25 protein-coding genes are annotated in these 23,451 nt (G+C 64.7%); 17 read left to right on the plus strand and 8 right to left on the minus strand.

The genetic code is table 11. The annotated features are described in order from the left end of the window. Together AACZ65_RS14895 and AACZ65_RS14900 are read left to right on the plus strand one after the other, a co-directional pair. A partial coding sequence (locus tag AACZ65_RS14895) for a ribose-phosphate pyrophosphokinase (protein WP_339672143.1) occupies positions 1 to 731 on the plus strand: 731 nt, incomplete at its 5' end. A 33-nt stretch (positions 732 to 764) separates the two neighbouring features. After that, complete coding sequence (locus AACZ65_RS14900) at positions 765 to 1,667, plus strand: EamA family transporter (RefSeq protein ID WP_339672145.1); 903 nt, start codon at positions 765 to 767, stop codon at positions 1,665 to 1,667. Positions 1,668 to 1,821: 154 nt separating this feature from the next. On the opposite strand, the gene AACZ65_RS14905 is transcribed toward AACZ65_RS14900, so the two are convergent. Beyond that, on the minus strand, positions 1,822 to 2,514 hold the full coding sequence (locus AACZ65_RS14905; RefSeq protein ID WP_339672147.1) for an NUDIX hydrolase: 693 nt from the start codon (positions 2,512 to 2,514) through the stop codon (positions 1,822 to 1,824). Between the two features lie 21 nt (positions 2,515 to 2,535). Further along, positions 2,536 to 2,925, minus strand: a complete 390-nt coding sequence (locus tag AACZ65_RS14910) for a DUF983 domain-containing protein (RefSeq protein WP_297542996.1) — start codon at positions 2,923 to 2,925, stop codon at positions 2,536 to 2,538. A gap of 221 nt (positions 2,926 to 3,146) precedes the next feature. On the opposite strand from AACZ65_RS14910, the gene AACZ65_RS14915 reads away from it, so the two are divergent. The 4 genes from AACZ65_RS14915 (at position 3,147) to AACZ65_RS14930 (ending at position 5,155) form a co-directional block, all read left to right on the plus strand. Then, on the plus strand, positions 3,147 to 3,638 hold the full coding sequence (locus AACZ65_RS14915) for an EF-hand domain-containing protein (protein WP_339672149.1): 492 nt from the start codon (positions 3,147 to 3,149) through the stop codon (positions 3,636 to 3,638). Positions 3,639 to 3,712: 74 nt separating this feature from the next. Beyond that, positions 3,713 to 4,306: an RNA polymerase sigma factor gene (locus AACZ65_RS14920; protein WP_339672151.1), complete on the plus strand. Its 594-nt coding sequence runs from the start codon at positions 3,713 to 3,715 to the stop codon at positions 4,304 to 4,306. Beyond that, positions 4,290 to 4,652: a hypothetical protein gene (locus AACZ65_RS14925; RefSeq protein WP_339672153.1), complete on the plus strand. Its 363-nt coding sequence runs from the start codon at positions 4,290 to 4,292 to the stop codon at positions 4,650 to 4,652. The genes AACZ65_RS14920 and AACZ65_RS14925 overlap by 17 nt, the downstream gene beginning before the upstream one ends. Positions 4,653 to 4,669: 17 nt before the next feature. After that, positions 4,670 to 5,155, plus strand: coding sequence for a periplasmic heavy metal sensor (locus tag AACZ65_RS14930; protein WP_245875174.1), 486 nt, complete (start codon positions 4,670 to 4,672; stop codon positions 5,153 to 5,155). Positions 5,156 to 5,161: 6 nt separating this feature from the next. Here the strand turns inward: AACZ65_RS14930 and AACZ65_RS14935 are convergent, their stop codons facing one another. Next, complete coding sequence (locus AACZ65_RS14935; RefSeq protein WP_339672155.1) at positions 5,162 to 6,109, minus strand: GlxA family transcriptional regulator; 948 nt, start codon at positions 6,107 to 6,109, stop codon at positions 5,162 to 5,164. 78 nt (positions 6,110 to 6,187) lie between these two features. On the opposite strand from AACZ65_RS14935, the gene AACZ65_RS14940 reads away from it, so the two are divergent. From AACZ65_RS14940 to AACZ65_RS14965, 6 genes are all read left to right on the plus strand, one after another. Continuing rightward, entirely contained in the window at positions 6,188 to 7,102 is a 915-nt protein-coding gene (locus tag AACZ65_RS14940; protein ID WP_037273596.1) for a 3-keto-5-aminohexanoate cleavage protein, read from the plus strand. After that, positions 7,099 to 7,860 (plus strand): SDR family oxidoreductase, encoded by a 762-nt coding sequence (locus AACZ65_RS14945; protein WP_339672159.1) that lies wholly within the window; start codon positions 7,099 to 7,101, stop codon positions 7,858 to 7,860. Before AACZ65_RS14940 ends, AACZ65_RS14945 begins: the two co-directional genes overlap by 4 nt. Then, positions 7,860 to 9,269 carry a carnitine 3-dehydrogenase gene (locus AACZ65_RS14950; protein WP_339672161.1) on the plus strand — a complete coding sequence of 470 codons (1,410 nt, stop codon included), beginning with the start codon at positions 7,860 to 7,862 and terminating at the stop codon, positions 9,267 to 9,269. The genes AACZ65_RS14945 and AACZ65_RS14950 overlap by 1 nt, the downstream gene beginning before the upstream one ends. 1 nt (position 9,270) lies before the next feature. Further along, a complete protein-coding gene (locus tag AACZ65_RS14955) occupies positions 9,271 to 10,431 on the plus strand; it encodes an acyl-CoA dehydrogenase family protein (RefSeq protein ID WP_339672163.1) in 1,161 nt (386 codons plus the stop codon). A 271-nt stretch (positions 10,432 to 10,702) separates the two neighbouring features. Continuing rightward, entirely contained in the window at positions 10,703 to 12,751 is a 2,049-nt protein-coding gene (locus AACZ65_RS14960; protein ID WP_339672165.1) for an acetate--CoA ligase family protein, read from the plus strand. After that, complete coding sequence (locus AACZ65_RS14965; RefSeq protein WP_339672167.1) at positions 12,748 to 13,533, plus strand: carnitinyl-CoA dehydratase; 786 nt, start codon at positions 12,748 to 12,750, stop codon at positions 13,531 to 13,533. The genes AACZ65_RS14960 and AACZ65_RS14965 overlap by 4 nt, the downstream gene beginning before the upstream one ends. A 31-nt stretch (positions 13,534 to 13,564) precedes the next feature. Here the strand turns inward: AACZ65_RS14965 and AACZ65_RS14970 are convergent, their stop codons facing one another. Beyond that, positions 13,565 to 14,020 (minus strand): GAF domain-containing protein, encoded by a 456-nt coding sequence (locus AACZ65_RS14970; RefSeq protein WP_339672276.1) that lies wholly within the window; start codon positions 14,018 to 14,020, stop codon positions 13,565 to 13,567. Positions 14,021 to 14,152: 132 nt separating this feature from the next. Between AACZ65_RS14970 and AACZ65_RS14975 the strand changes: the two genes are divergently transcribed. Then, the gene (locus AACZ65_RS14975; RefSeq protein WP_339672169.1) at positions 14,153 to 14,617 is read left to right on the plus strand and encodes a GNAT family N-acetyltransferase; all 465 of its coding nucleotides are present in this window, start codon (positions 14,153 to 14,155) and stop codon (positions 14,615 to 14,617) included. 6 nt (positions 14,618 to 14,623) lie between these two features. Here the strand turns inward: AACZ65_RS14975 and AACZ65_RS14980 are convergent, their stop codons facing one another. Continuing rightward, entirely contained in the window at positions 14,624 to 15,796 is a 1,173-nt protein-coding gene (locus AACZ65_RS14980; RefSeq protein ID WP_339672171.1) for an acetyl-CoA C-acyltransferase, read from the minus strand. Positions 15,797 to 15,890: 94 nt separating this feature from the next. Between AACZ65_RS14980 and AACZ65_RS14985 the strand changes: the two genes are divergently transcribed. From AACZ65_RS14985 to AACZ65_RS14995, 3 genes are all read left to right on the plus strand, one after another. Further along, positions 15,891 to 16,229 (plus strand): STAS domain-containing protein, encoded by a 339-nt coding sequence (locus AACZ65_RS14985; protein ID WP_339672173.1) that lies wholly within the window; start codon positions 15,891 to 15,893, stop codon positions 16,227 to 16,229. Positions 16,230 to 16,276: 47 nt separating this feature from the next. Then, a complete protein-coding gene (locus AACZ65_RS14990) occupies positions 16,277 to 16,723 on the plus strand; it encodes an ATP-binding protein (RefSeq protein WP_245875173.1) in 447 nt (148 codons plus the stop codon). A gap of 320 nt (positions 16,724 to 17,043) precedes the next feature. Beyond that, positions 17,044 to 18,621: a gamma-glutamyltransferase family protein gene (locus tag AACZ65_RS14995; protein ID WP_339672176.1), complete on the plus strand. Its 1,578-nt coding sequence runs from the start codon at positions 17,044 to 17,046 to the stop codon at positions 18,619 to 18,621. A 39-nt stretch (positions 18,622 to 18,660) separates the two neighbouring features. Here the strand turns inward: AACZ65_RS14995 and hspQ are convergent, their stop codons facing one another. Continuing rightward, on the minus strand, positions 18,661 to 18,987 hold the full coding sequence (gene hspQ, locus AACZ65_RS15000; RefSeq protein ID WP_339672178.1) for a heat shock protein HspQ: 327 nt from the start codon (positions 18,985 to 18,987) through the stop codon (positions 18,661 to 18,663). Between the two features lie 190 nt (positions 18,988 to 19,177). On the opposite strand from hspQ, the gene AACZ65_RS15005 reads away from it, so the two are divergent. Then, positions 19,178 to 19,780 (plus strand): lytic transglycosylase, encoded by a 603-nt coding sequence (locus AACZ65_RS15005; protein WP_339672180.1) that lies wholly within the window; start codon positions 19,178 to 19,180, stop codon positions 19,778 to 19,780. 25 nt (positions 19,781 to 19,805) lie between these two features. Here AACZ65_RS15005 and AACZ65_RS15010 read toward each other — a convergent pair whose 3' ends face one another. Together AACZ65_RS15010 and AACZ65_RS15015 are read right to left on the minus strand one after the other, a co-directional pair. Beyond that, a complete protein-coding gene (locus AACZ65_RS15010; protein WP_339672182.1) occupies positions 19,806 to 20,411 on the minus strand; it encodes an outer membrane lipoprotein carrier protein LolA in 606 nt (201 codons plus the stop codon). A gap of 80 nt (positions 20,412 to 20,491) precedes the next feature. Further along, the gene (locus AACZ65_RS15015; protein WP_339672184.1) at positions 20,492 to 23,449 is read right to left on the minus strand and encodes a DNA translocase FtsK 4TM domain-containing protein; all 2,958 of its coding nucleotides are present in this window, start codon (positions 23,447 to 23,449) and stop codon (positions 20,492 to 20,494) included. Positions 23,450 to 23,451: the final 2 nt, after the last annotated feature.

A 23,451-nucleotide genomic window follows, 5' to 3' on the forward strand; every position in this document is an offset into this window, starting at 1 on the left:
CCGTGATCCCCTATTTCGGCTATGCCCGTCAGGATCGCCGCTCCAAGGCGCGCACGCCCATTTCGGCCAAGCTGGTGGCAAATATGATCGTCGAGGCGGGGATCGAACGGGTGCTGACCATGGATCTGCACGCCGCCCAGATTCAGGGGTTTTTCGACATTCCCGTGGATAACCTCTATGCCTCGCCGATCTTTGCGCTGGACATCATGACCCAGTTCAAGGGCCGGATGCAGGATGTGATGATCGTCTCGCCGGATGTGGGCGGTGTGGCGCGGGCGCGCGAATTGGCCAAGCGCATCACCGCCCCCCTCTCGATCGTGGACAAGCGCCGCGAAAAGGCGGGCGAAGTGGCGGAAATGACCGTGATCGGCGATGTGACCGACAAGATCTGCATCATCGTCGATGACATGTGCGACACCGCCGGCACCATGTGCAAGGCCGCCGAGGTGCTGTTGGAAAATGGCGCGCGCGAGGTGCATGCCTATACCACCCACGGCGTCATGTCCGGCCCGGCGGTCGAACGGATCACCAAATCAGTCCTCAAATCCATGGTCATCACCGACACGATCCTGCCCACCGAGGCGGTCAAAGCCACGCCCAACATCCGCATCATTCCGACGGCGCCCGTCTTTGCTCAGGCCATCCTCAACATCTGGAACGGCACCAGCGTGTCCTCACTCTTTGATACGCCGACGCTTGAGCCGGTCTATGAAGGTCAGTTTGGCGGCTAAGCTCCCCGCGCCCACGCGCGGCGCGTGACCGGCATGGAGCCTTGGATCTTTCTCTCTATCGCGGCGGCAGCGTTTCAAACGCTGCGCTTCATGTTGCAAAAGCATCTCAGCATGGGCGCGCTCAGCGCCGGTGGTGCAACGCTGGCGCGGTTCTTCTACTCCGCACCCTTCGTTGTGGCGCTCTCGTTGGGCTATCTGGCTGCAACCGGTGCCACTTGGCCGGGCTACACCCCGCTCTTCTGGGCCTATGCCGTGGCGGGCGGGCTCGCGCAGATTCTCGCGACATGGTGCGTGGTCGCCCTCTTTTCCGAGCGTAATTTCGCGGTGGGTATCACCTTCAAGAAAACCGAAGTGGTGCAGACCGCCCTCGTCGGTCTCGTCATTCTGGGCGACCGGATCACGTGGCTGGGCCTTGGTGCGATCGTCCTGGGGCTGATCGGGGTGCTGATCCTGTCAGAAACGCCGGGATTCGAAGGCCGCTGGTGGCGGCGCTTTGGCAATCGCGCGGCGGCACTCGGGCTGGCATCGGGGGCGTTCTTCGCGGTCTCTGCCGTGGGCTATCGCGGCGCCACTCTTGAGATCGCCAGTGCGGACCCGCTCCTGCGCGCCGGTCTTTCGCTGATGATGGTGACGGTGATGCAGGCCGTCGCACTCACGCTCTGGCTGATGTGGCGCGAACCCGGACAGGTCGGGCGTGTCATCGCGGCCCGGCGCACGGCGGTCTGGATGGGCTTGACCGGCATGGCGGGCAGCCTGTGCTGGTTTACCGCCTTCACGCTTCAAAACGCGGCGATGGTGTTCGCAGTGGGACAGGTCGAGGTGATCTTTTCGCTGCTCGCCTCGGTGCTCTTCTTTGGCGAGCGGATTACCCGGCGCGAAGGGTGGGGGATTGCGCTGATCACCCTCTCGGTGATTGCGGTGGTGGCGCTCAGGTAGGGGGCCGCGCGGTCGTTGGGCCGGGGACTAGCGACGCAACGGAAATGACTGCCACTTTATGCCAGCCAAGTCCGTATGACCTCACCGTGAGGCGCTACCTCTCAAAATCGCTGGTCCGCGGGACGGCCCAGCGATCGCGCGGCGGCGCTCCCTTTCACCCAGCCGCCGCCCCCTTCAGCCGCAAAAACAGGCTCTCTTCGTCGTCATTGCGAAAGAAAGGCACCGAGGCGGGCGGAGTGCGGTCATGCGCCCGCGCTGTGACCTCGGCCAGCACCACCTCGGTGATGAACGGCAGGTCAAACCCGCGCGCCTCTTCCAGCGGGATCCACTGCAAATGGCTCAATTCCTCGCAGGCGGCGGAAAAATCATCGGAATCACCGGCCAAAGCCTCGGCATGCACCAGAAAGAACCGCGCATCGAACCGGCGCGGACGCCCCGGCGGGGTGATGGCGCGAAACACGAATTGCAGCGGGTCGGCCACCGGCACCAGGCCGCGCGCGGCAAAACCCGCCCAATCGTCGGGAACCGCCCCCGGCCAGGCACCGGGCATGCCCAACGCCAGCCCGGTTTCCTCCCACAGCTCCCGGATGGCTGCTGCGGCAAGCGCATGGCTCAAATCGCGGTCGCAATCCTCGGTCAGGCGCGCAGCACACAGAGGCGGCAGGGAGCGCGCCAGCGGAATATCCGCGTCGCCCGCATCCACCGCCCCACCGGGAAAGACGAATTTATTGGGCATGAAGGCCGCTTCAGCCCCACGCTGCCCCATCAGGACATGCGGGCGCTCAGGGTCGCGCAATACGATCACGGTCGCGGCGTCGCGAATGGCGGTCTTGTCTATCACGGTCATGCTTGCCCCTTTGTGACGGGGCTAGTGGCTCTCTTTGAACCCATGCATCAGCCGCGCCCATTGAAAGGCCACAATGGCCCCCTTCAACCGGGGCAAAAGGTAGAGCGACAGCGCGATAGTGCCAATAGCAAATATCGTGAAGAGCACCAAAGGCTCGGGCCGAAACTGCACAAACGCAATATGCAGAAGCGGTGCCATCAGATGCCCAACGATCAGAATCGTCAGATAGGCCGGGCCGTCGTCGGCACGCGCATGGCTCAGGTCTTCGCGGCAGACCGGGCAGGTATCGCGCAGCTTGAGATAGCTGCTCAGAAGCGGACCACTGCCGCAATTCGGACATTTGCGCGCGAATCCCCGGCGCAGCGCGGGCCAGAGGTCACGTTCAGTGGGAACTATAGTCGTATCGCGCATAAGGGCCTCGCTAAGCGTTTGCGCAAACATGGCGCAAAGGGCAGATAGAGGAAAGGTGACAGACCGTCCTTGCGGCGCGATGTCGCAAAGACGGACTCCTGCCTGCAAATAATTCTGGCACCCGCGACGGAACGGCCCGACGCCCGCGTTAGAGACCTTGGAAACGCCCGGATGAGTGGGGTTTCACGAGATCAGATCAAACCCCGAAGGAGATCGAGACGATGAACAAGACCGTTCTGATGCTGGGCCTGACAACCGCAATTCTGGCCGGCGGGCTGAGCGTGGCACAGGCCGACAGCCATATGGGCAAGATGGGCAAAGGCATGGGCATGCACCACAGCTTTGAAGAGCTGGACGCCGATGCCGATGGCAAGATCACGCCCGAAGAAATGAGCGCCCATATGCAGGCGCGGTTCGAAGGGGCCGACACCGATGGCGATGGCGCGCTCTCCAAGGACGAATTGATCGCGCGCATGACGGAACGTCAGGCCGAACGCATGGCCGCCTATGCCGATCACATGATCGAGCGGCATGACGCGAACAAGGATGGCAAGCTCAGCCCCGACGAAATGAAGGCCCGCAACAAGGGCAAGATGTTCGAAATGATGGATGCGGATGCCGATGGCGCGATTTCCAAAGAGGAATTCACGGAAATGCGCGGCAACCATGGCCAGCACCACGGCATGATGAAGGACAAGAAGGCAAGCGAGTGACATCGGGCGGCGCGGGGAACACCCCGCGCCGGGCCTCTGGTCAGGGGCCAGTCTGAAGGATACCCTAGAAGGCAATGCGCATGCCATTCGACGCCACGGAAGATCTGCCTGACGACGCGCTTCTGGCGCGTTTCGCCGATGGCGATGCCGTGGCGGCACGCATCCTCACGCTGCGCCTTACACCGCGCGTGATGGCACATGCCTACCGCCTCTTGGGCAACCGCACCGAGGCCGAGGATGTGGCCCAAGAGGCGCTCTTGCGGCTCTGGCGCCAGGCCCCCGTCTGGCGCGCGGGTGAGGCCAAGGTCAGCACCTGGCTTTACCGCGTGGTGGCCAATCTCTGCATCGACCGGCGCAGGCGCGCGCGCGGCGGCTCCGTGCCGCTTGACGCCATCCCCGAGCCTGCGGATGGGCAGGCCAGCGCCGCAGACCGGATGCACGACCGCGCCCGCGCCGACGCGCTGCAATCCGCGCTGAATCAGCTGCCCGAACGGCAGCGGCAAGCGGTGGTTCTGCGCCATATCAAAGGGTTGGCGAACCCCGAAATCGCCGACATCATGGACGTGACCGTCGAGGCGGTCGAAAGTCTGACCTCACGCGGCAAGCGCGCGCTCAGCGCGCTTCTGGCGGGGCGACAAGAGGAGTTGGGATATGCCGATGAGCGATAAGGATCAGGATCTTGGCGGGCTTGGCGCGTTCTTCGACGCCGCCCGCGCCCATCCGCCCGCGCCCTCACCGGACTTGCTGGCGCGCGTCCTTGGCGATGCCGAGGCCGAACAGGTCTGGATCACCCGCCGCGCACAGCCCGCCGCAGAGGCGCCGCGCGCCGGTCTTTTGGAGCAACTCTACCGCCTCTTGGGCGGCTGGCCCGCGATGGCGGGGCTGACCACGGCCATTGTGGCGGGTGTCTGGATCGGCACCGCGCTGCCCGAGGGCGTGTCAGGTGGCACCGAGGCGGCCTATCTGGTCGATATCACACCCGAAGCGGTGTTTGAACTGGCAGGGGATTTCTGATGGCAGAGCAGCAGAGCATGAGCCGACCCAAACCTTGGGTGCGGGCGCTACTGGTGGCCTCTCTGGCCCTCAACCTCGCGGTGGCGGGGCTGGCGGCGGGCTGGGCGCTGCGCCATGGCGGCGATCACGCAGGGCATCACCCCTCGCGGCTAGACATGGCGGGGGGGCCTCTCACCCGCGCACTCTCGGACGCGGACCGCCGCGAGATTGGCCGCGCCATGCGCGAAAAGTGGCGCGCGCGCGCTGACACGGCCCCCGGTATCGGGGAAAGTTTCGACGCGCTCGTCATCGACCTGCGCGCCGTGCCTTTTGACGCGGACCGCGTGGCCGCACAGATGCGCGCGCAACGCGACGGCTTTGCCGCACGGTTCGAGATGGGCCAAGAGGTGCTCTTGACGCATCTTGCCGCCATGTCCGATGCCGACCGTGCCGCCTATGCCGACCGGCTCGAGGCGCAGATTGCCGAGTATCGCGCCAAACGCGAGAAACACATGAAGGACTGAAACCCCTTAGCCGCGCCGCAAGGCGCGCGGCGTGGTGCCATACTGCCGACGCAGTGCACGGGTCAGGGCCGCAGGCGACTCATAACCCGACCGCAGCGCAATCTCCGCCATGCCCAGCCGCGTATTCTCGACCAGTTTGCGCGCGGCTGCCAATCGCAGATGGCGATAGACAGCCCCCGGCGGTGCGCCAAGGCCCGCCCGAAACCGCCGATCCAGCGTGCGCGGCTGGCACGACAGCCGCCGCGCCAGATCGCTCAGCGACAGCGGCCGTTCGACATTGTCCCGCATCAGCCCCAACGCCCGACGCAAGAGCGGATCGCCCACCGCCGCATCCTCGCGCGCCGGGGTCACAGGCGGATCGCCATGCAAGAACAGCGCCTCGACATCCAGCCGCACCGCCATCCCCAGATGATCGCTGATCAGCCCCAGCGTGAGATCAAGCGCCGACATCGCCCCGGCACAGGTCATCCGCGCCCCGTCGCGCAGCACCCGCGCGCGTTCCGGTGTGACCGCCAGAAATCGCTCGGTAAAGGCATCGAGCAGGTCCCAATGCACCGTCGCCCGCCGCCCGTCCAATAGCCCCGCAGAGGCCAGCAGCCATGGACCGGCATCCAGCCCCACCGTCACCCCCGCCCGCCGCGCCGCACCTTGCAACGCGCGCCGCGTGGCGGCGCTGTCGTGCCGGTCGTGATCGTAACTCGCCAGCACGAAGAGGTAATCGCACAGGGTCAGCGCCCCCAGCCCGCCATGCGCCAGAACCTCGATCCCGCTGGACGAGCGTGCAGGCCCCCCATCCAGCGTGAGAATCTGCCAGTCGAACCCGCGCCGCGGCCCCAGCGTATTGGCGGCGCGTAACGGCTCCAGACAATTGGCAAGGCACAGGTTCGAGAACCTGTCAAAGAGCAGGAGCGCGATGCACACAGGGGCGCCTGATGATTTTGTCCATTCCGGCATGATTATTGTCTTATACCGCACACTCAATCGGTCCGCCAGCGCGCTAGGCTCGGGCCAACACCAAAACCGGAGGATGCCATGCCGCTCACCATGAACCGCGAGGTTTTCATCACCTGTGCCGTTACCGGATCGGGGGCCACGCAGGACAAAAGCCCGCATGTCCCCCGCTCCCCCAAAGAGATCGCCGAGAGCGCGATTGCCGCCGCCAAGGCCGGAGCGGCAATCGTGCATTGCCATGTGCGCGACCCCGAAACCGGCGCGCCGTCGCGCGATCCCAGGCTCTTTCGCGAGTTGACCGACCGCATCCGCGACAGCGACACCGATGTTGTGCTCAACCTGACGGCGGGCATGGGCGGCGACATGATCTTTGGCGATGTCGAATCCCCCCTGCCCCTCTCGCCCAAGGGCACCGATATGGCAGGGGCGACCGAGCGTGTGGCCCATGTTGCCGAATGTCTGCCCGAAATCTGCACGCTCGACTGCGGCACGATGAATTTCGCCGAAGCCGATTACGTGATGACCAATACCCCCGGCATGTTGCAGGCCATGGGTCGGATGATGACCGAATTGGGAGTAAAACCCGAGATTGAAGCGTTTGACACCGGCCACCTCTGGTACGCCAAGCAACTGGTCAAGGATGGCATTCTGGAACCGGACGCGCTGGTGCAACTGTGCATGGGCGTGCCGTGGGGGGCGCCCGACGATCTCAACACCTTCATGGCGATGGTCAACAACGTACCGGAAAACTGGACCTTTTCCGCCTTTTCACTGGGTCGCCACCAGATGCCCTATGTCGCCGCCTCGGTGCTGGCAGGCGGGCATGTGCGCGTGGGGCTCGAGGATAATCTCATGCTCGACCGTGGCGTTCTGGCCACCAATGCGCAACTCGTGGAAAAGGCGAAAGGCATCATCGAGGGCTTGGGCGCGCGCCTCATGACCCCCGCCGAAGTCCGCCAGAAACTGCGCCTCACCAAACGGGCGCCGCGCGGATGAGCCAACGCATCGTGATCACCGGCGGCGCGTCGGGGATCGGGCGGCGCTTGGCCGAACGCTTTGCCGCGCGCGACGACCGGGTGGCGATTTGCGATGCCGATGGCGCGGCGGTGGCGCGGATGCAGGCCGACCACCCCGCCATGATCGCGCATCAGGCCGATGTGACCGACGAGGCGCAGATGACCGCCTTTCTGGGCGATGTCGAGGCCGCATGGGGCGGGGCCGACGTTCTCTGCGCCAATGCCGGCACCGGCGGCCCCGCAGGCCGGATCGAGGAACTGGACTACGCCGCGTGGCAGGGCTGCGTCGGCGTCAACCTCTTTGGTGCCTTCCTCGCCTGTCGCTGGGCGGCGCGGGTAATGCGGGCGCAAGGATCTGGGCTGATCCTGATCACCACCTCCACCTCCGGCCTCCACGGCGTGCCCTACCGCACGCCCTATGTGGCCGCAAAATGGGGGCTGGTTGGGCTGACCAAGACACTGGCGATGGAACTTGGCCCCGCAGGCGTGCGCGTCAACGCAATTGCCCCCGGCGCGGTCGAAGGCCCCCGGATGGAGCGTGTCGTGGAAATGGAGGCCCGCGCCTCGGGCCGGACCGAGGATGAGGTGCGCAACCTTTACGCGCGCGGCACCAGCCTGCGCACATGGGTCACGGCGGATGATCTGGCGGATATGGCGCTTTTCCTCGCCTCCCCCGCCGCAAGCAAGGTAACGGGCCAGATTCTGGCCGTGGACGGACATACGGAGAGCATGGTGTGATGACGAAAACAGCAGCAATCATCGGCGGCGGTGTGATCGGCGGCGGCTGGGCCGCACGCTTTCTTCTCAACGGCTGGGATGTGCGGGTGTTCGACCCCGATCCCGAGGCCGCGCGCAAGATCGGCGCAGTCTTGGATAACGCCCGCCACGCCCTGCCCATGCTCTACGACGTGGCCCTCCCCCCAGAGGGCAAGCTCAGCTTTCATCCCACCATGTCCGAAACCGTCAAGGGCGCGGACTGGATCCAGGAAAGCGTGCCCGAACGCCTCGAACTCAAGCGCAAGGTCTTTCAGACCCTTCAGGAACATTGCGACCCGGCCGCGATCATCGGCTCCTCCACCTCGGGCTTCAAGCCTTCGGAGTTGCAGGGCTGCGCCACACGGCCCGAACAGATCGTGGTGACGCATCCGTTCAACCCGGTCTATCTCTTGCCGCTGATCGAACTGGTCACGACAGAGAAAAATACCCCCGCCCTCATCGCCCGCGCCAAGGACATTCTCACCTCGCTTGGCCATTTCCCCTTGCATGTGCAAAAGGAAATCGACGCCCATATCGCGGATCGCTTTCTCGAGGCCGTCTGGCGCGAGGCGCTCTGGCTCATCAAGGATGGCATCGCCACGACCGAGGAAATCGACAACGCCATCCGCTACGGCTTTGGCCTGCGGTGGGGGCAGATGGGCCTGTTTGAAACCTACCGCATCGCGGGCGGCGAAGCAGGCATGAAACATTTCATCGACCAGTTCGGCCCCTGCCTCTCCTGGCCCTGGACCAAACTGATGGACGTGCCGGAACTGACCGAAGAGCTGGCCCAGATGATCGCCGATCAATCCGACGCGCAATCCGGCCACCTCAGCATTCGCGAACTCGAACGCAAGCGCGACAACAACCTTGTCGCCATGCTGCGCGCCCTGCGCCAACAGGGCAATGCGGCGGGACGGCTGATCAACGCGCATCAACAAACGATCAAGACCACCCTCACCGACGGTCCGCCCATCACGAGCGCCCGCCGGGTGATCCCCGCCGACTGGACCGATTACAACGGCCACATGAACGAGGGGCGCTTTGGCCAGCTTTTCAGCGATGCCGCCGACGCGGTGATGACCCATGTCGGGGCCGATGCCGACTATATCGCGGGCGGTCTCAGCTATTTCACGGTCGAAAACACCATCAGCTTTCTGGCCGAAGCCCATGCTGGCGAATATGTCCGCGTGGAAACACGCGTGACCCAAGGCGAAGGCAAGAAACTCCGCTGCTTTCACGAAATGAAACGCGAGAGCGACGGCGCGCTTCTGGCCACCTCCGACCAGTTCATGCTGCATGTCGACCTCACCTCCCGCAAATCCTGCGATCCACGCGCCGATGTGCTGACGCGGATCGAGGCGCTTGCCAAACTGCACAAGGAGGCCTGAGATGCACTTCGGACTGACCGACGAACAAGAGATGATCGTCTCCACGGTGCGCAGCTTTGTCGAGAACGAGATCTACCCACATGAAGCCCTCGTCGAACGCACTGGCGAGGTGCCGCCCGACGTGGCCCAAGCCATCAAGCAGAAAACCATCGACCTTGGCTTTTACGCCTGCAACTTTCCTGAATCCGTCGGCGGCGCAGGGCTGAACCATCTCGAATTCGCCCTTGTCGAGCGCGAATTGGGGCGCGGCTCCATGGCGCTCACGCATTTCTTTGGGCGGCCCCAGAATATCCTGATGGCCTGCAAGGGCGAACAGATCGAGCGCTACCTGCACCCCGCAGTGCGCGGCGAGCGAATGGATGCGCTCGCCATGACCGAACCGGGCGCTGGATCGGATGTGCGCGGCATGAAATGCGCGGCGCGGCGGGATGGTGGCGATTGGGTGCTGAACGGCACCAAACATTTCATCTCAGGTGCCGATCACGCCGATTTCGTCATCGTCTTTGTCGCCACCGGCGAGGATCAGACCGACAAGGGCCCGAAAAAGCGGATCACCACCTTCCTCGTGGATCGCGGCACGCCGGGGTTCACCATCCGGGATGGCTACAAATCCGTCAGTCACCGCGGCTACAAGAACATGGTGCTCGAATTCGACGATTGCCGCCTGCCGGATGCGCAGGTGCTGGGCGAGGTCGATGGCGGTTTCGCGGTGATGAACGAATGGCTCTACGCCACGCGGATCACCGTGGCCACCATGGCCGTGGGCCGCGCCCGCCGCTGCTTCGACCACGCGCTCAGTTACGCGGCAGAGCGGGAACAATTCGGGCAGGCGATTGGCAAGTTTCAGGGCGTCAGCTTTCAACTGGCCGACATGATCACCGAAATCGACGCCGCCGACCTTTTGACCCTCAACGCCGCCTGGCGGCTGGATCAGGGCCTGCCCGCCAACCGCGAAATCGCCAGCGCCAAGCTCTACGCCTCCGAAATGCTGGCCCGCGTCACCGATGCCACGCTGCAAATCCACGGCGGCATGGGGCTGATGGATGACCTGCCGATAGAACGCTTCTGGCGCGATGCACGGGTCGAACGCATCTGGGACGGCACGTCCGAGATCCAACGCCACATCATCAGCCGCGAGATGCTGCGGCCCCTGGGCGCATGAACGGTATCGCCGCCTGCGGCGTCGAACCGGCGGGGGGCGCCGCCCCCCGGACCCCCCGAGGTATTTTAAGCCAGATGAATGAGGCGCACCCCCAGCCCGATCAGAGCCGGGGGCTTCACCTGGCGCGGTCATCGGCTCCTCAGCCTGTACCGCCGCACCAGCTTGCCGCAGAAACGTTAACCAAACCCTTCATCTGGCCCAAAATACCTCGGGGTGAATGGCCCGCAGGGCCAGAGGGGCAGCGCCCCTTGCCTTTCCAGAGTGCCCGCACATGACCCAAGACCTCTCCCGCCTGCTGCGTCCCGCCTCCATCGCCGTGATCGGCGGCGGCACCTGGTGCGCCAATCTCATCCGGCAATGCGCGGCCATGGGGTTTGCCGGGCCGGTCTGGCCGGTGCATCCCACCAAACCCGAAATCGGCGGCACCCGCGCCTATACCTCGCTTGAGACCTTGCCCGGCGTCCCCGATGCGGTCTTTGTCGGCGTCAACCGCGAGACCACGATTACCACCGTGGCAGAGCTGCGCGCGATGGGCGCAGGCGGGGCCGTCTGCTTTGCCGCGGGCTTTCTCGAGGCCGAGGCAGAGCTGGGCGATGGCGCGGCCATGCAAGCGCGGCTTCTGGAGGCTGCGGGCGATATGCCCATCATCGGCCCGAACTGCTATGGTTTCGTCAATTATCTCGACGGTGCGCTCCTCTGGCCCGATCAACATGGCGGGCAACGCTGCACGAGCGGTGTGGCGATCCTCACGCAAAGCTCGAACATCGCGATCAACCTCAGCATGCAGGCGCGCGGTCTGCCGATTGCTTACCTCATGACAGCGGGCAATCAGGCCCAGCTTGGCCTTGCGGACCTCGGCTGCGCGCTATTGGACGATCCCCGCGTCACCGCCCTTGGCCTGCATATCGAAGGGGTGGGGGGTCTGCGCGCCTTCGAGGCATTGGCCGCGGCCGCACGCACGGCTGGCAAGCCCATCGTCGCTCTGAAATCAGGGCGCTCCGATCAGGCCCGCGCCGCCACGCAATCGCACACCGCCTCGCTCGCGGGCAGCGGCGCGGGGGCGGCGGCGCTCTTGGCGCGGCTCGGCATCGCGCAGGTCACCTCTTTGCCTCAGATGCTGGAAACCCTGAAACTCCTGCATTTCGCGGGCCCCCTGCCCGGCAATGCCGTGGCTTCGATCTCGTGCTCGGGCGGCGAGGCCAGCCTGATGGCCGACACCGCCCTTGACCATGCCATTACCCTGCCACCGCTCACCCCCTCTCAGGCCAGCGCCCTGCGCGCCGCGCTCGGGCCACGGGTGGCGCTCGCCAATCCGCTCGACTACCACACGTTCATCTGGGGCGACGTGCCCGCCATGACCGCCACCTTTGCTGCCGCGCTGGAGGGCCCCGCCGACATCGGTGTGATGATCGCTGATTTTCCGCGCCCCGACCGATGCGATCCCGCCGCCTGGGATTGCATATTCGAGGCGGGCGCAGAGGCGCGGCACAGAGTGGGCAAACCGCTCGCGCTCATCGCGACCCTGCCCGATTGCCTGTCCGAGGCTATGGCCGAGCGCGCCATCGCAAGCGGTTTGATCCCACTCTTGGGGCTGGATGACGGCCTCACCGCCATCGCCCATGCCGCGTGGCTGGGACAGGCGCGCGCCACGCCGGCCCCCCTGCTTTTGCCTGGACCCCCCACGCAGCCCCACACCCTGACCGAGGCCGAGGCCAAGGTCGCGCTCGCCGCCCACGGTTTGCGCATCCCGCAAGCCCGCCGCGCCACCTCTGCCGCCGAACTCTCGGAAATCCTCACCGCCATGCCCCTCCCGCTGGTCATCAAGGCCGAAGGGCTGGCGCACAAGACCGAAGCCGGCGGCGTGCTCTTTCTCCGCGAGGTCGGGGAGATCCCCGAGGCGCTAGCCAAGGCGATTGCCATGCCTTGTAAAAGCTGGCTGATCGAAGAGATGATTGCGGCCCCCGTCGCCGAACTCTTGATCGGCGTGCTGCGCGACCCGGCGCATGGGTTCGTGCTGACGCTGGGCGCGGGCGGTATCCTCACCGAGATCCTGCGCGATACCGTCTCGCTCCTCTTACCCGTGACAGAACCCGAGATCGACGCCGCGCTCGACCGGCTCCGCCTTGCACCGCTCCTTAACGGCTATCGCGGTCAACCCGCCACGGACAGATCGGCAATCATACGGGCCGTCATGGCCGTGCAGGCCTATGTCATCACCCATGCCGCCTGCCTCGAAGAGGTGGAAATCAACCCGCTCCTCTGCACCGCGTCGGACGCGGTCGCGGTGGACGCGCTCATCACCAAGGGAGAGAGACCATGACCGACACCCCCATTCGCATCGAACGCAATGGTGCCGTGCTCGAGGTGACACTGGACCGCCCCCGCGCCAATGCCATCGACGCCGCCACCAGCCGCATCATGGGCGAGGTATTCCGCGACTTTCGCGACGATCCCGCCCTGCGCGTGGCGATCCTGACCGGCGCAGGCGAAAAATTCTTTTGCCCCGGCTGGGATCTCAAATCCGCCGCCGAAGGCGAGGCGCCCGATAGCGATTACGGCGTCGGCGGCTTTGGCGGGCTGCAGGAACTGCGCGGGCTGAACAAGCCGGTGATTGCCGCCATCAACGGCATTGCCTGCGGCGGCGGGCTGGAACTGGCGCTGTCGGCAGACATCATTCTGGCCGCCGAACATGCCACCTTTGCCCTGCCCGAAATCCGCTCGGGCACCGTGGCCGATGCCGCCAGCCTCAAGCTGCCCAAGCGCATCCCCTACCACATCGCCATGGAGCTTTTGATCACGGGCCGCTGGTTCGATGCAAAAGAGGCCGCGAATTGGGGCCTCATCAACCACATCCACCCCGCAGACCGCTTGATGGCCGAGGCCCGCGCCATGGCCCAGACCATCGCCGATGGCCCGCCGCTTGTCTATGCCGCGATCAAGGAAATCGTGCGCGAAGCCGAGGCGATGCGCTTTCAGGATGCAATGAACCGCATCACCCGGCGACAGTTCGAGACGGTGGATATCCTCTATGCCTCAGAGGATCAGAAAGAGGGCGCGCGCGCCTTTGCCGAAAAACGCGATCCGGTATGGAAGGGGCGCTGAGGGCGGGTGTTTGACGCGCAGGTAACGCGCCTCAAATCCGCCCGAACACAGCCGCCAGAATCTCTTCCAGACGCGCCGCATCCTCTTGCGTAAAGGCATCCGGTTGATCGCTGTCGATATCGAAAACCGCGATCAGTCGGCCCGCACCGTCACGCACCGGAAGGACAATCTCCGAGCGCGTGGAACTCGCGCAGGCGATATGCCCTGCAAAGGCATCGACATCCGGCACCAGTTGCACCACGCCCGTGCGCGCCGCCGCCCCGCACACCCCGCGTGAAAACGGGATGCTCAGGCATCCATGCCCGCCCTGATAGGGCCCGATCTTGAGCATTTCTGGCGCCGTGACACGGTAAAACCCGGTCCAGTCGAACCGGTCATCGGCGTGATGCACCTCGCACACCACCGTGGCCATCAGCGCAACGGCGTCGCTCTCCCCTTCGGTGAGCGCGGCAATGGTTCGGGCGATATGGTCATAGTCGATCCGCATGGCAGCCATATGCCACGCCCCGCACGCCAAGGCCAGAGGCTGCGTGCCGCCATCGGGTTGCATCCTCTGCCCGACCATGGCAGAGACGCGCCCCGAATGCGAATCCGACATAGACTATAAGGAAAACGACATATGCCCCGGCTGAGTCTGCACCGAAACGTGACCCGTGATCTGGAACCGCTGGCGCGCCTTTTGACCGACAAGGACGATCTCGCGCTTATCAATCCGCAGGCCAGCCATCCCTTTGACGCGCGCGAATGGGCGCTGAAATGGGTGGGCGATCTCGAAGACGAGACCTTCTATCTGCGGGATGAGGACGGGCGCGACGTCGGCTTTTTCGCGCTGCGCGTTGGCATCGGCCCCGAGGTGCGCCACCTCACCTATGTCTTTGTCGAAGAAAGCATGCGTGGTGGCACCGGCGAGGTGCTCTTGTCCATGGCCGAGGATGCCGCGCGTCAGCTCAACGCGCTGACGATGACGCTCAAGGTCGAACTCGACAACGCGCCGGCCCTCAATCTCTACCGCAAGGCAGGATACGAGGAACTGTCGCGCCGCCGGGGCATGGCCACGATGCGGCGCGATCTCGAAGCGGCGTGAAGCGGATCACATCCGTTCAATCGCAATCGCCGTGCCCTCTCCGCCGCCGATGCAGATGGCGGCCACGCCACGCCGCAGCCCGCGCGTCTCAAGCGCATTGAGCAACGTCACCATGATCCGCGCGCCAGAGGCGCCAATCGGATGACCCAGCGCGCAGGCACCGCCATTGACGTTGAGCCGCTCGCGCGCCACGCCCATCTCGTGCATGAAGGCCATGGGCACCACGGCGAAGGCTTCGTTCACCTCCCACAGATCGACATCGTTCACGTCCCAACCCAGACGGTCCAAGAGCTTGCGTGCCGCAGGCACAGGCGCAGTGGTAAAGAGGCCCGGCGCCTGTGCATGGCTGGCATGCCCCATGATCCGCGCGCGGATGCGCAAGCCCTGCGCCTCTGCCGCGCCGCGCGAGGCCAGCACCAACGCCGCCGCCCCATCGCTGATCGAGCTGGAATTGGCCGCCGTCACAGTGCCCTCGGCGCGAAACGCCGGCTTCAGCGTCGGGATCTTTTCAGGCCGCGCCTTGGCCGGTTGCTCGTCTGCGGAAATGACCACCTCGCCCTTGCGCCCCCGCACCGTGACCGGCGTAATCTCGCGCGCGAACGCCCCCGAGGCTTGGGCGTCAAGCGCGCCCTGCAACGAGGCCAGCGCATAAGCATCCTGCGCCTCGCGGGTGAATTGAAACGCCTCGGCGCAATCCTCGGCAAAGGTGCCCATCAGACGCCCCTTGTCATAAGCATCCTCGAGCCCGTCGAGAAACATGTGATCGACCACCTGCGCATGACCCAGCCGCGCGCCCCCCCGCATCTTGGGCAAGAGATAGGGCGCACCCGACATCGATTCCATTCCCCCCGCGAGCATCACCTGCGCATGGCCCAGCGCGATCTGGTCAAACGCCATCATCGCGGCCTTCATCCCTGACCCGCACATCTTGTTGAGCGTGGTGGCGGGCACCTCTTCGCCCAAGCCCCCCAGAAATCCTGCCTGCCGCGCCGGGGCCTGCCCCTGCCCCGCAGGCAGCACACAGCCCATCAAGACCTCGTCGACGGTTTCGGCCCCGGCATCCAACAGCGCGGCGCGAATCGCAGCGCCCCCCAGCTCCGCCGCGGGCACCCCATCGAAATCCCCCTGAAATCCGCCCATGGGCGTGCGCGCCGCCCCTGCGATCACCACATCATGCATCTTTGCCTCCTCGCAAATCCTGATCCTGCATACCGAATGGTAAGGAATTGGGTCTAGCGTGCCCTGTATTACTACGTATCGCGCCGGAGGCACCATGAACTTGCACGCCACTCACCATCCTGACCTGACCATCATCACCGTGGCCGAGGCGCGGATCGACGCCGCCGCCGCCATTCGTTTCAAGGACGCCATGCGCGCCGCCACCGCCGCGGGGGCGGGGCCCGTTGTGCTTGATCTGGGCAATGTCACCTTTGTCGACTCGAGCGGTCTTGGCGCCATCGTCGCCGCGATGAAACAGATGGGCGGCGACCGGCGGCTTGATCTGGCCTGCCTCACCCCCGATGTGGCCAAGGTGTTTCGCCTCACGCGGATGGACACGGTTTTCACCATCCATGACGATCTGCGCAGGCTCAATTCCCGCGCGACAGGATAATGCGCCAAGATGGAGCACCCCTTGCCCCCCGTCAAAGGCCGCGCGCGGTGACCCCCGAGACCGCAGCACAGCGCCTCTCGCTCAGCACCCCGGCATCGGATCTCGCGGTGCGCGACGTTCTGGCGCGCATCCGTAGCTGGCTGCACGCCAGCGCCCTGACGGACGAGGACCGTGGCACCGTCGAAATCGTACTGGCCGAGGCGCTGAATAATATCGTCGAACATGCCTATCCGGCTGATGCCCCCGGCGAGATTCGCCTCGACCTTGCGCTTGACCAGGCCCGGCTTGTCTGTGTGCTCAGCGACCACGGCACGGCCCTGCCCGGTCTACGCCCCCCCGATGGCACCCTGCCCGCGCATGACGTCGCGCGCGACGCCTTGCCCGAGGGCGGATTTGGCTGGTTCCTGATTCGCGATCTTGCCGACCGGATCGACTATCGTCGCGCAGCAGGGTGGAACCACCTGAGCTTGGAACTCCGCCATTCCCGGCTCTGATACAACCCTAGGAAAAGGCCGCCGCAATCTTACCTTATTCCCGGCCAACTCACGCCGCAGAGACCCTGCATAACAAAACCTGTAGCTGCATATGGCTTCCCTCGGCGTCGCGTGTAATTGCCCCCACCCAGCGCGCGGCGTCGAGGCTTACCTCCCCCCCGATAGACAAAACGGCGAGCGCGGCCCAAGGCGATTACAGAAAAAGGCCCGCGATTTTTCTGTTATAAATTGAGCCAACTCAAGCTCTCAGAGCGTTTTGGTGTTTCAACGAAAAGCCGAAACGCTTTAGTGTCCGCCCATCACGGACACAAGGACTCCCCATGCGCGACTTTCACACGCCCGGCCGCTCGGCTACCTTCGCCACCAACGGAATGTGCGCCACCTCGCACCCGCTCGCGGCCAAGACCGCCATCGACATTCTCCAACGCGGCGGCAACGCCATGGACGCGGCGATTGCAGGCGCGGTCCTCTTGGGCATTTGCGAACCACAAATGACCGGCATCGGCGGCGATTGCTTTGTCCTCTTCACCAAACCGGGCGATCCCACCATCCACGCGCTCAACGGCTCTGGCCGCGCGCCCGCTGGGGCCTCTGCCTCCGCTCTGCGCGCCGCAGGCCATGAGACCGTGCCGCTCCAGAGCGCGCATGCCGTCACGGTCCCCGGTGCCGTCGACGCCTTTTGCCAACTCAGCGCCGATCACGGGCGGCTTGGCCTCGATACCCTGCTCGCCCCCACCATCCGCTACGCCGAAGAGGGCGTGCCAGTGGCCCCCCGCGTGGCCTTTGACTGGCCCACCGCTGGCGCTGCGCTTCAGGGGCATGGCCTCACCCATTTCATGCCCGCGGGCACGCCCCTCAAGGCGGGCCAGATGTTCCGCGCCCCCGGCCAGGCCGAGGTGCTGCGCCGCGTCGCCCGCGAGGGGCGCGCCGCCTATTACGAAGGCGAAGTGGCCGACGACATCATCGCCACGCTCAATGCCTTGGGCGGCACCCATCAGGCCGCAGATTTCGCCGCTCAGCGCTGCGACTACACGACCCCCGTCCGCGGCGATTACAAAGGCGCCAACCTGGTCGAGCATCCGCCAAACGGCCAAGGCGCCACCGCGATCCTGCTGCTCAACATCCTGAAACATTTCGATATTGCAGGCATGGACCCGTTTGGCGCAGAGCGCGTGCATATCGAGGCCGAGGCCACCAAACTGGCCTATGACGCGCGCAACCGCTTCATTGCCGACCCCGATCACATGCGCAAACTGGATCACATGCTCGCGCCGGAAACGGCGGCGAAACTGGCCGCGCTGATTAATCCCAAGCGCGCCATGGCCGCCGCCAAACCCCTGACCGAGGCAGTGCACCGCGACACGATTTACATCACCGTGGTCGATCGCGACCGCATGGCAGTGTCGCTGATCTACTCGATCTTCCACGGTTTCGGCTCGGGCATTGCCTCCGAGAAATTCGGCGTGCTGCTGCAAAACCGCGGCGCGGGCTTTACGCTGGAAGAGGGGCATCCCAACGAATTCGGCGGCGGCAAACGCCCGATGCACACGATCATCCCCGGCATGTTGGCCGAGAATGGCCGCGTGACCATGCCCTTTGGCGTGATGGGGGGCTCTTATCAGTCGACGGGTCATGCGCGGCTTGTGTCGAACCTGCGCGATTTCGGAATGGACCCGCAATCCGCCATCGACGCGCCGCGCGCCTTTGCCGATCCTCTCGGCCTCAACCTCGAGCGCGGCTATGGCGAGGATGTGGCGCAAACCCTTGCCGATATGGGGCACGAGATCCTGCGTATGCCCGGCCCAATCGGCGGGGCGCAGGCCATCTACATCCACGAGGACGGCGTGCTCGAAGGAGGCAGCGACCCGCGCAAGGATGGCTGCGCGCTTGGCTATTGATTGACCTCTGGGGTGGGTGCAAACCCACCCTTTTCCCGCTCAATTCAGCTGAAAATGCAGCGGGTAATGCCCGTCCTCGAACGGTCCGAAGAGATCGGGAATATCGGGATGCCCCACCGGCTCGCCGGAATAATCCGCCACCAGGTTCTGTTCGCTCACATAGGCCACGTAATAGCTCTGCTCATTTTCCGCGAGCAGGTGATAGAACGGCTGTTCCTTGGATGGGCGGCTATCCTCGGGAATCGAGGTATACCATTCCTCGGTATTCGAGAATTGCGGATCGACATCAAAGATCACCCCGCGAAACGGGTGCTTCTTGTGACGGACCACTTGGCCCAGATGATATTTTGCACGTGTTTTAATCATATCGCGTTTGCCCCTACCTATGGATTGTAAACCTTTCAAGGGTGGTTTGTCCAACAGTCGGCTGAAACATGCGAGAAACAGTCTGTGAACGCAGGCGTGACAGCGCCACCCCCAAAAACCCTGCGAATTCGTGATTTCCCCCGGCCAGAGTTTCCGGTAAACTGCCTGAAAAAAAGAGAGCGAGAGGCAAATGAGCAGAACTCTTCGCGCGTTGATGGTGTTGTTTGTGCTGGCGTCTTGTGGCGGCGGCAATGGGTATGGCACCGCCCCGCGCAATCTGGACCACGCATGCGCCATTCTGAATGAGCGCCCCGAATACGCCCGCGCCTTCCGCGCGACAGAGCGCAGATGGGGCGTGCCCGCGCATGTGCAGATGGCCACCATTTATCAGGAAAGCAAATTCATCAGCGACGCGCGCACGCCGTTCCGCTGGACCCTTGGGGTGATTCCCACGGGTCGCGTCAGCTCTGCCTATGGCTATAGCCAGGCGCTTGATGGCACATGGGAAGAGTATCAGCGCGAGACGGGCCGCTTTGGCGCGCGCCGCACCGATATCGCCGATGCCACGGATTTCATGGGCTGGTATATGGCCAAATCCAATCAGAGCCTTGGAATCCCGCTCACGGATGCGCGCAACCAGTATCTTGCCTACCATGACGGTCGCACCGGCTTTGCCCGCGGCAGCTACAACAGCAAGCCGTGGCTGCTGCGCGTCGCCGACAGTGTCGAAGTGCGGTCACAGACCTACCGCGCGCAGCTTGGCACCTGTTCCCTTGGCCGTGGCCTGATCTGAGCAAGGCAGAGCCCGCCTTGCGGGCTCAGCGGTCTATCCGCATTCGATCCTTGCCGGGAATGACGAAACTCTCGTCATTGAGCCGCACATCCCGCTGCATATCCCCCAGAACCACCGTGGTCTGGCTACCGCTGCCGTCATGGATCACCCATTGGCGCAATTCGACCGGGCTGCCGGTAAAGACAAGGTCAATGCTGCCATATTCGGGGTTGGCCGGGTCCTGCGCGCGCACCGTGGTCGAGGTGCCGTCGCTCGCGTGCCCCACCACCATCCGCTCGCGCGTGAGATCCACATTGCGCGCAAGGATGATCTTGAGCGGCGTGCGGTTGAGCGGATACCCCACCGGCCCGTCATTCGACCGCGGATCAATGACGCCCACCGTATCGCCATCGGCCACAACCAGCGCTTCTTCGGGCGGGTCATATTCGAACCGCACCCGACCGGGGCGCTTGATCAGAATCCGCCCCGTGCTGATCGTTCCATCCTCGTTGATCTGGGTAAACGCGCCTTGGGCCGTCCGCAGACCGTTCAGGTAATTTGAGATTTCCGGCAAGGACAGCTTTTCCGCCGCCGCCGGGAGGGCCATCGCCGCCCAGAGGACGGGGACCATGAGAAAACGCATCCTGTTCATACCCTTCAGATAAGACGCCCCGCGCGGGATTGCACCTGCGCGGGGCGTAAATTTTTCGTGGCTGAGCGACCTGCCGCCGCCTATTGCGGCTCCGGAACCAGCACCTCGCGCTTGCCGACGTGGTTCGAGGCGCTGACCACCCCCTCATCCTCCATCTGCTCGACCAGGCGCGCGGCTTTGTTATAGCCAATCGCCAGTTTCCGCTGGATGTAGGAGGTCGAGCATTTGCGATCCTTGATCACGATCGCCACCGCCTGATCATAGAGCAGGTCATCACCCTCTGCCCCGCTGCCTGACGAGAGACCCAGCACCGCATCGATGCTCTCGGCCTTGTCCTCGTCCGGTCCTTGCAGCACCGATCCCACATAGGTCGGCGGGCCATAGGCCTTGAGGTGATTGACCACCTCCTCCACCTCTTCATCGCTCACGAACGGGCCATGGCAGCGCGTGATCTTGCCGCCCCCGGCCATATAGAGCATGTCGCCCATACCCAGAAGCTGCTCGGCCCCCATCTCGCCCAAAATGGTGCGGCTGTCGATTTTCGATGTCACCTGAAACGAAATCCGCGTCGGGAAATTCGCCTTGATCGTGCCGGTGATCACATCGACCGACGGGCGCTGCGTGGCCATGATGAGGTGAATACCGCTCGCCCGCGCCATCTGCGCCAGACGCTGAATACAGGCCTCGATCTCCTTGCCCGCAACCATCATCAGGTCGGCCATCTCGTCAACGATCACCACGATATAGGGCATCTTCTCGGGGGCGAATTCCTCGGTCTCGAACACCGGCTCGCCGGTCTCGTCGTCAAACCCGGTCTGCACTGTGCGGCTGAACATCTCGCCTTTCTTCAGCGCCTCATCGACCCGGCCGTTATAGCCGTCAATGTTACGCACGCCCATCTTGGACATCTTGCGATAGCGGTCCTCCATCTCGGCCACCACCCATTTGAGCGCGACCACCGCCTTTTTCGGGTCTGTCACGACGGGGGACAACAGATGCGGAATCCCGTCATAAACGCTCAATTCCAGCATCTTGGGGTCGATCATGATCAACCGGCATTCCTCGGGCGTCAGCTTGTAGAGCAGGCTCAGGATCATCGTGTTGATCGCCACCGATTTGCCCGAGCCGGTGGTGCCGGCAATGAGCAGGTGCGGCATCTTCGCGAGATTAGCCACAATCGGATCGCCGCCAATGTCCTTGCCAAGCGCAAGCGGCAGCTTCTGATTGCCATCGCCATAGGCCCGGCTCGACAGGATTTCGCGAAAACCCACCATTTCGCGGTTGTCATTGGGCAATTCGATCCCGATCACCGACCGGCCCGGCACCGTGGACACCCGCGCGCTCAGCGCCGACATCGACCGCGCAATGTCGTCCGCCAGGCCGATCACCCGGCTTGCCTTGAGGCCAGGTGCCGGCTCCAGCTCATACATCGTGACCACGGGGCCCGGCCGCACGCTTACGATCTCGCCCTTGACGCCGTAATCGTCGAGCACGTTTTCCAGCATCCGCGCATTCTCTTCCAGCGACTCGTCGCTCAGATGATGGCGCTGAATCTGCTCGGGGTCCGCCAACAGGCTGAGCGGCGGCAATTCATAAACCGGCTGTGCCGGGGTATCGAACTTCAGCGTCGGCTGCGCCTCGGCCATGGCCCGCGAAGACGGCTGCATGGGCTTGCGCGGCGCGTGCTGCACCACCTTGCGCGGCTCTGGCACGGGAATCCGCGGCGCGGGCGCGGTCATTTCGGGCACATCCTCCTGCCCGAGTGCCTCGATCATCGCGTCGAAATCGTCGTCCTCGGTCAAATCCACCATGGGTGCGGCCATGCTCCCCGGTGCCGCAGCGCGCAACAGCGGCTCGGCCCGCAGCGGCGTTTGCACCACATGCCGCGCCGTCAACGGCGGCTCGGGCGGCAGCACGCCGCGCGGCGCAGTATTCAGGATCAGCGGATCAGGACCACGGCCCCGGCCCTTGGTCAACGGGGCCACCGACTCGATACGCACCGCCGGGCTCTGGCGCACCCGCGCCTTGATCACATCGGAAATCTTGGCCCGGATGCGATCATCGCCGGGCATCTCGGCCTCGCCCTCATAGGTCGCGGCCTCCACTAATTCTGGCTCGGGCATGACCTCGGGCTTGCGCATCAACATCGGCATCCGCGCCAGCAATCCACCCGGTTTCTCCACCGGCTGCACGGGCTTGGGCGCGACCGGCGCGGAGCGCTCCGTCACGAGGGGCACACTCTCCGACCGGCGCACCCGCGCGCCCTCCAGCACGGGCTCGGCCCGCAACGGCACAGCCGCCCGCTCAACAGCCGCCTCACCTCGGCGCGCGCGCCGCTCGGCCATCATCGCCTGTACGGCCTGCCCGGCCTGCGCCGCGCCGCCAGCACCCCGGCCCATGGCCTTCATCACAGTGGCATAGCTCAGAATCACCCCAACCAGCAGAAACCGGCCCACCCGGTGCAATTCCGCCCGCGTGAAGCCCAGCACAAACGCGCCCATCACCAGCACGCCCACTCCGAGCGCCAGCGACAAGAGCTTGAGCCCCACGCTCGCACCCACCGGCAGAATACCCAGCAACGCGCCCAGAACCGTATCGCCAAAAAGACCGCCCAGACCGAAACTATGGGTCTGCGCCCACTCTGCCCCCGGCGTCAGCGACGCGGCATAGAGCGACAGAACCGCCAGCCAGATCGGCGCGAAAATGAGCCGCCCCATGGCCCGCTCCTGGCCCCGGTGCAGCGCCAGCCGCGCGCCCCAAGCCCCGGCAACGATGGCAAAGCCCCAGGACCCCCAGCCGATGATCATGAACAGCGGGGCCGCCACCGACGCGCCCAACCGCCCCATCCAGTTCTGCACCGGCGCATCCGTGGCCGACATCCAGCTTGGATCGTCGGGGGTATACGAGACCACCATCGCCGCCACCATCAGCGCCAATGCCATCAGCACGAGACCCAGCAATTCCTTGCCGCGTTTCTCGATTGCCTCAGCCATGTTGCTGTCCAGCAAGGGGTCGCGCCCGCGCGTCTGATATGCCATCT

It is taken from the genome of uncultured Roseovarius sp. (assembly GCF_963972555.1).
In the GTDB taxonomy this organism is placed as follows: domain Bacteria; phylum Pseudomonadota; class Alphaproteobacteria; order Rhodobacterales; family Rhodobacteraceae; genus Roseovarius; species Roseovarius mucosus.